The following is a 6,859-nucleotide window of genomic DNA, read 5'->3' as shown; positions in this document are numbered from 1 at the left end:
GGTACTGCAGGGGGGACCCTGTGGGAGAGTAGGACGCCGCCGAACAAATTGTGAGAGAACCCCCGCCGGTATTCCGGCGGGGGTTCTCTGCGTTCACCGTTGACGTATCGTCAGTGCATGGACGATGGAACGGCAACACCGGGCGACGCGATCACGGTCCTCGCCTCCGACGTACTGCGGCCGGCCCAGCGGGACGCGGCCCTGCGGATCCTCGCGGAGGCCCAGGGCGCGGACGGCCGGGAGGCCGTGTCCGAACAGGGGCGCCTGCGTCTTCGCTCCTCGGAGACGGCGCGGACCGGAGTGACCCACTTCCTCGAAGCGGATCCCGGCACCGCCGGGACCGTCGGCTACGGCCAATTGGAGGTCCCCGAGAACGGCAGCGCCAACCCGGCCGCCGAGCTCGTCGTGGCGCCGGCCGCCCGCGGACGGGGCTTCGGCCGGCCCCTGGTGGACGCGGTGCTCGCCCAGGCCGCCCGGGCGGGCCGCGGGTACGTGGACTTCTGGGTGCACGGCGGACACCCGGCGGCCCGGCACCTGGCCGAGCGCTACGGCGCCGAGCTGGTCCGCGAGCTGCGGCAGATGCGCCGCACCGGTCCGCAGACCGAGGCGGTCCCGCTCCCGGACGGGATCGAGCTGCGGACCTTCCGGCCCGGTGAGGACGACACCGAGTGGCTCCGCCTGAACGCCCTGGCCTTCGCCCACCACCCGGAGCAGGGCTCCTGGACCGAGCGCGACCTGGCCGACCGGCTGGCCGAGCCGTGGTTCGACCCGGCGGGCTTCTTCCTCGCCACCCGGGACGGCAAGCCGATCGGCTTCCACTGGACGAAGGTGCACCCGGCCACCGCGACCGAACCCGCGCTCGGCGAGGTGTACGTGGTGGGCGTCGACCCGGCGGAGCAGGGCAGCGGCCTCGGCCGGGCGCTGACCGCGGCCGGCCTGCGCCACCTGACAGGCGGTGACGAGTCGGTCGGCGAGCGTGGCCTGGAGACGGTGCTGCTGTACGTCGACGCGGACAATCCCGCGGCGGTCCGGGTCTACGAAAGGCTCGGATTCACTGTCCACGAAGTCGATCTGATGTATCGGGCCGGGGTCGTGCGGCCGAATTCCCGGTGACCGCGTTCCGGTAACCGAAAGTGATCGCCGGATCAGGGCGATCCGGCCTCGCCTAGCGGAGAGAACGGGGCCGCGGCAACGGGTGTGCGCTCGTCGCCGCAGCCCTGACCGCCTCAGCTTTCCTCCTGGCCATGCGGTGTTTACCGTGGATTCAATTAATGCCGCGAAGATCACAGGATGAAGTCCGTAGTGTCTCGCTCGTGCAGCATCGGTCGGCACACGTCGACCGGTCCTGTGACGACCGCGCCGGGTGGTTGGGTGCTGGTGATGGGCGAGGGCGACGGCCCGAAAAGCATTTCGTGTCCGGACGCCGTCCTGCTGGAGGAGCTGGAGCTCATGAGCATCCCCCGCCCCGTCCCTGCCCCGCTGTCCCCACCCGCGCGGATGTCCAGCGCGCTCGGGATACCGCCGGAACTGACGGTCACCGACGAGCAGGACCTCGAGGAGCTGCCGCAGGGCCGGTTCCTGGACCGTGAGCGCAGCTGGCTCGCGTTCAACGAACGCGTGCTGGAACTGGCGGAGGATCCGGGGATCCCGTTGCTGGAGCGCACCAAGTTCCTGGCGATCTTCGCCAGCAACCTCGACGAGTTCTTCATGGTCCGGGTGGCCGGCCTCAAGCGCCGGATCGCCACCGGCGTCGCCCAGCGCAGCGCCTCCGGGCTCCAGCCGCGCGAGGTGCTGGACCTCATCTGGACCCGCTCGCGCGAGCTGATGGCCCGCCACGCCGCCGCGTTCCAGCAGGAGGTGCTGCCGGACCTCGCCGCCGAGGGGATCGAGGTGGTCCGCTGGTCCGAGCTGGCGGAGAAGGAGCAGGCGCGGCTGCACACGCTGTTCCGGCAGAAGATCTTCCCGGTGCTCACCCCGCTGGCGGTGGACCCGGCGCACCCCTTCCCCTACATATCGGGGCTCTCCCTCAACCTGGCGGTCGTCGTGCGCAACCCGGTCTCCGGGCACAAGCACTTCGCCCGGGTGAAGGTGCCGCAGTCGCTCGCCCGCTTCCTGGAGGCCTCCCCGCAGCGGTACGTGCCGCTGGAGGACGTCATGGGAGCGCACCTGGAGGAGCTCTTCCCGGGGATGGAGGTGCTCGCCCACCACGCCTTCCGGGTCACCCGCAACGAGGACCTGGAGGTGGAGGAGGACGACACCGAGAACATCCTCAAGGCCCTGGAGAAGGAGCTGATGCGGCGGCGCTTCGGCCCGCCGGTGCGGCTGGAGGTCGAGGAGTCGATCGACCCGTACATCCTGGACCTGCTGGTGCGGGAGCTGAACATCACCGAGGCGGAGGTCTTCCCGCTGCCCGGCCCGCTGGACCTGACCGGGCTGTTCGGCATCGCCGGGCTGGACCGGCCGGAGCTGAACTACCCGAAGTTCGTGGCGGGCACCGCGCGCGGCCTGACCGATGTCGAGTCGGCCTCGCAGCCGGACATCTTCGCCGCGATGCGCGAGCGGGACGTGCTGCTGCACCACCCGTACGACAGCTTCTCCACCTCGGTGCAGGCCTTCCTGGAGCAGGCCGCGGCCGACCCGGACGTGCTGGCGATCAAGCAGACGCTGTACCGGACCTCGGGCGACTCGCCGATCGTCGACGCGCTGATCGACGCGGCGGAGTCCGGCAAGCAGGTGCTGGTGCTGGTCGAGATCAAGGCGCGCTTCGACGAGCAGGCCAACATCAAGTGGGCCCGCAAGCTGGAGGAGGCCGGCTGCCACGTGGTCTACGGCCTGGTCGGGCTGAAGACGCACTGCAAGCTGTCGCTGGTGGTCCGCCAGGAGGGCGACACCCTGCGCCGGTACTCGCACGTCGGCACCGGCAACTACCACCCGAAGACCGCCCGGCTGTACGAGGACCTCGGTCTGCTGACCTCGGACCCGCAGGTCGGCGCGGACCTCTCGGACCTCTTCAACCGGCTCTCCGGCTACTCGCGCCGCGAGTCGTACCGCCGGCTGCTGACCGCCCCGCGCGGGCTGCGCGACGGTCTGGTGGCGCGGATCCACAACGAGATCGCCAACCACCGGGCCGGCCGCCCGGCGCACGTGAAGCTCAAGGTCAACTCGATCGTCGACGAGGCCCTGATCGACGCGCTGTACCGGGCCTCGCAGGCCGGGGTGCCGGTGGACGTGTGGGTGCGCGGCATCTGCGCGATCCGGCCGGGCGTGCCGGGGCTGAGCGAGAACGTCCGGGTGCGCAGCATCCTGGGGCGCTTCCTGGAGCACTCGCGGATCTTCGTCTTCGGCAACAACGGCGATCCGGAAGTGTGGATCGGCAGCGCCGACATGATGCACCGCAACCTGGACCGCCGGATCGAGGCGCTGCTGCGGATCACCGACCCGGCGCACCGGGCCGAGCTGTCCGGGCTGCTGGACCTCGGCATGTCGGATGAGACGGAGTCCTGGCACCTGGGGGCGGACGGGGCCTGGACCCGGCACGCCGACGACGGTGACGGCAAGCCGCTGCGACACGTCCAGGACCTGCTCATCGACTCGCGTCAGCGTCGCCGGGCCGCCACCGCCCGATGACCGCCGGTCGCCGCCACGACCCCGCTGACGCCAGACGTGACGACGTGAGCCGCGACGCCGCGAGGCGTGGCCCGCACCGCACCGCGCGGTGCCGGCCGCGCCTGCGGGGACACGACGGCACGAGACTCGACGACGCGACCGCGCGACCCACCGACGCGAGCCGCTGAGCGGCAGGGACCCGCTGAGCGGTCGGCCACCAGCCCCGGGGACGGCCCCGGGGGAACGGGGATCTACCTAGCCATGACCGATGCGCCGATGACGGCCCAGGCGGCCTCCACCGCGACCGCCGGGGACATCCTCTCCAGCCATCTCACCGCCCTGGCGGGCGCGTTCCTGCGCGCCCTGCCGCTGGCGGTGGGCGAGGTCGGTGCGAGACCGGGTGCGTCCGTCGTCCCGTCGGAGGGCACGGCGGGCCTGCTGCGGGCGGTGCGGCGGATCAGCGGGCTGCTGACCACCTTCTCCGCGTCCTTCGAGCCGCTCTGGGCACAGGAGGCGCGCGGTGAGCTGGCGTGGCTGCTGAACCTGCTGGCGCTGGAGCCGGGCTACGTGCGGCGGTCGGCCCGGCTGCTGGGCGCGCTGGACGGGCTGAGCGGCAGCGAGGCGGAGGGGCCGGGCATGCTGGCCGGTCACGCGGGGGCGCCGAAGGCGCGGGCGCTGCTGGACCGGCAGCTGACGCTGGCCCGGACCAGGGCGCACTCCACGGTGCTGCAGGAGCTGCGCTCGGCGCGGCTGCACGCGCTGGCGGACCGGATGACGCTGCTGGTGGCGGACGCGCCGCTGGCGGAGGCGGCGAACGGCCGGGCGGCGGCGGTGCTGGTGCCGCAGGCGGCGGCGGCGTTCGGGGCCCTGGCGGCGAGCGCCCAGCAGCTGCCGTTGCAGCGGGCGGCGACGCCGTACGGCGGGGACGGGCTGCGCCGGCTGGGGTCGGTGCCGAGCGCGCGGGGCGCGCTGGACGCGGACGCGGCGCTCGCGGCGGACGACGCGCCCTGGCACCGTACGCGGGTGCTGGTGAAGCGGGCCCGGTACGCGCTGGAGGTGTGCGGGCGGCCGTCGGCGGTGCTGGACGAGCTGGACCGGGTGCTGCTGCGGCACCAGGAGGCCTCGGAGGCGGCGGTGACGGCGGCGACGGCGGCGCGCACGCCGCGGATCACCCCGGCGACGGCGTACGTGCTGGGTGTGGTCCACGCCGACCAGCGGCTGGAGGTGGAGGCGGCCCGGTACGCCTTCGGGCGGCGGTGGCCGGAGCTGCCGCCGGGCGCGGAGGCGTGGCTGGAGCTGCCTCCGGCCGAGGGCCGGGGACCGGTGGCGGAATCGCGGACGGCCTGAGGTGGCCGACGGGCCGGTGGTGCTGGCGGCGGGGGCGGTGCTCTGGCTGCCGGGCCGCCCGAAGAAGAGCGGCCGGCTCGGCCGGCCGCGGATCGCGGTGATCCACCGGCCGAAGTACGACGACTGGAGCCTGCCGAAGGGGAAGCTGCACCCGGGTGAGGGCGTGGTCGAGGCGGCGCTGCGCGAGGTGCGGGAGGAGACGGGCTTCTGCTGTCTGCTGGGGGCGGAGCTGCCGACCCAGCACTATCTGGCGCAGGGCCGGCCGAAGGAGGTCCGGTACTGGGCGGCGGTGCCGACGGCGGGGGAGTTCCGGCCGAGCCGGGAGGTGGACCGTCTGGAGTGGCTGCCGGCGGGCAAGGCGCGGGAGCGGTTGAGCCGGGAGCAGGACCGGCGGCTGGTGGACGCGCTGCTGGAGCTGCTGGGGGCCAGACCGGTCGGATCGCGGGCCCGGGAGACGTGAAGGAACAGTGGAAGTGATCTTCCCGCGCTCTCGCCGTGACGCAACCGTTACTACCTGACGTAGTTTCCTGTCATCCGTTCGAGGTTCACTCTCCGTTCACTTACGACCGGCTGACGCGTCACCTACCCGGCCTAACTTCGGTGTCACCGGAGGGCCGAACGGGCCCCGGACCTCAGCAAAACCCGCGCTCCGCCCCGTTTTCGCGGGGCCTGCGCGCCGGGCAATGCCACAGAAAGGGACACCCTGTGAAGCTCCAGCGGAACGGCCGCTCCAAGGCCCTCGCGATCGGTGCCATGGCGCTCGTCAGCTCGCTGTCGCTCGCCGCGTGCGGTTCGGACGAGAACAACACCAACGCGTCCGGTGGCGCCAGCGGCTCCGCCTCCGCCGCCGCGATCGAGTGTGGTCCGAAGCCGGCCCCGCTGGTGGCCGCGGGCTCCACCGCCCAGGGCAACGCGATCGACATCCTGAAGAACAACTTCGGTGCGGCCTGCAAGGAAGCCACCATCAACTACGGTGGCGGCGGCTCGGGTGCCGGTGTCCAGCAGTTCAACCAGGGCAAGATCCAGTTCGCCGGCTCGGACTCGGCGCTGAAGCCGGCCGAGGTCGACGCCAGCAAGGCCGTCTGCACCGGTGGCCAGGGCATCAACCTGCCGGTCGTCGCGGGCCTGATCTCGATCGTCTACAACGTCGAGGGCGTCGACAACCTCGTCCTGGACGGCCCGACCATCGCGAAGATCTTCGACTCGCAGATCACCAAGTGGAACGACCCGGCCATCGCCGCCCTGAACCCGGGCGCCAAGCTGCCGGACGCCGACATCCAGGCCTTCCACCGCACGGACGACTCCGGTACCACCGACAACCTGACCAAGTACCTGGCCAAGACCTCGGGCGGCGCCTGGGCGTACCCGCCCAGCAAGGCCTGGGCGGGCAAGGGCGGCCAGGGCGCCAAGGACTCGGCCGGTGTCTCGGCCCAGGTGAAGCAGGTCAAGAACTCGATCAGCTACGCCGAGCTGTCCTACGCCCAGACCAACAACCTGAAGAGCGCCTCCATCGCCACCGGCGCCTCCAAGCCGGTCGAGGCCAACGCCACCAACGCCGCCAACACCTTCGCCAAGGCGAAGATCGCCGGCACCGGCAGCGACCTGGCGCTGACCCTCGACTACGCGACCAAGGACGAGGGCTCCTACCCGCTGGTCCTGGTCACCTACGAGATCGTCTGCGACAAGGGCAACAAGGCCGACACGCTCGACTCCCTGAAGGCCTTCCTGACCTACGCCATCAGCGACGCGGGCCAGAAGGCGATCGGCGACGCGGGCTACGTCCCGCTGCCGAAGGAGCTGACCGGCAAGGTGGCCGAGGCCGTCAAGGGCCTCGCCTGATCCAGTAGGACCTCCGCTGGGGCGGCCCCGAGATCGAGGGGGGCCGGGGCCGCCCCAGCGGGAAGTA

Annotated in this window: 5 protein-coding genes; all 5 read left to right on the top strand. The window is 72.1% G+C overall.

Annotation, left to right across the window (positions count from 1 at the left end; genetic code table 11):
• Positions 1 to 117 precede the first annotated feature (117 nt).
• The 5 genes from mshD (at position 118) to pstS (ending at position 6,792) form a co-directional block, all read left to right on the top strand.
• Positions 118 to 1,113, top strand: a complete 996-nt coding sequence (gene mshD / locus ABT093_RS31015; protein WP_350570090.1) for a mycothiol synthase — start codon at positions 118 to 120, stop codon at positions 1,111 to 1,113.
• Positions 1,114 to 1,449: 336 nt separating this feature from the next.
• Positions 1,450 to 3,627 (top strand): RNA degradosome polyphosphate kinase, encoded by a 2,178-nt coding sequence (locus tag ABT093_RS31010; protein WP_350570096.1) that lies wholly within the window; start codon positions 1,450 to 1,452, stop codon positions 3,625 to 3,627.
• A gap of 240 nt (positions 3,628 to 3,867) precedes the next feature.
• Positions 3,868 to 4,953 (top strand): CHAD domain-containing protein, encoded by a 1,086-nt coding sequence (locus tag ABT093_RS31005; protein WP_350570089.1) that lies wholly within the window; start codon positions 3,868 to 3,870, stop codon positions 4,951 to 4,953.
• A gap of 1 nt (position 4,954) precedes the next feature.
• Positions 4,955 to 5,413, top strand: coding sequence for an NUDIX hydrolase (locus ABT093_RS31000; RefSeq protein ID WP_350570088.1), 459 nt, complete (start codon positions 4,955 to 4,957; stop codon positions 5,411 to 5,413).
• Between the two features lie 245 nt (positions 5,414 to 5,658).
• Positions 5,659 to 6,792 (top strand): phosphate ABC transporter substrate-binding protein PstS, encoded by a 1,134-nt coding sequence (gene pstS, locus ABT093_RS30995; RefSeq protein ID WP_350570087.1) that lies wholly within the window; start codon positions 5,659 to 5,661, stop codon positions 6,790 to 6,792.
• The last annotated feature ends 67 nt before the right edge of the window (positions 6,793 to 6,859 follow it).

The organism is Kitasatospora sp. NPDC002551 (genome assembly GCF_040296005.1).
GTDB lineage: Bacteria > Actinomycetota > Actinomycetes > Streptomycetales > Streptomycetaceae > Kitasatospora.
The sequence above is the reverse complement of the archived record's forward strand: the minus strand, read 5'-3'. Positions and strand labels throughout refer to the sequence as shown.

Excerpts from the sequence above, each read along its gene's own strand:
- ABT093_RS31010 (WP_350570096.1), top strand. The coding sequence starts at position 1,450 with ATGAGCATCCCCCGCCCCGTCCCTGCCCCGCTGTCCCCACCCGCGCGG.
- mshD (WP_350570090.1), top strand. The coding sequence starts at position 118 with ATGGACGATGGAACGGCAACACCGGGCGACGCGATCACGGTCCTCGCC.
- ABT093_RS31005 (WP_350570089.1), top strand. The coding sequence starts at position 3,868 with ATGACCGATGCGCCGATGACGGCCCAGGCGGCCTCCACCGCGACCGCC.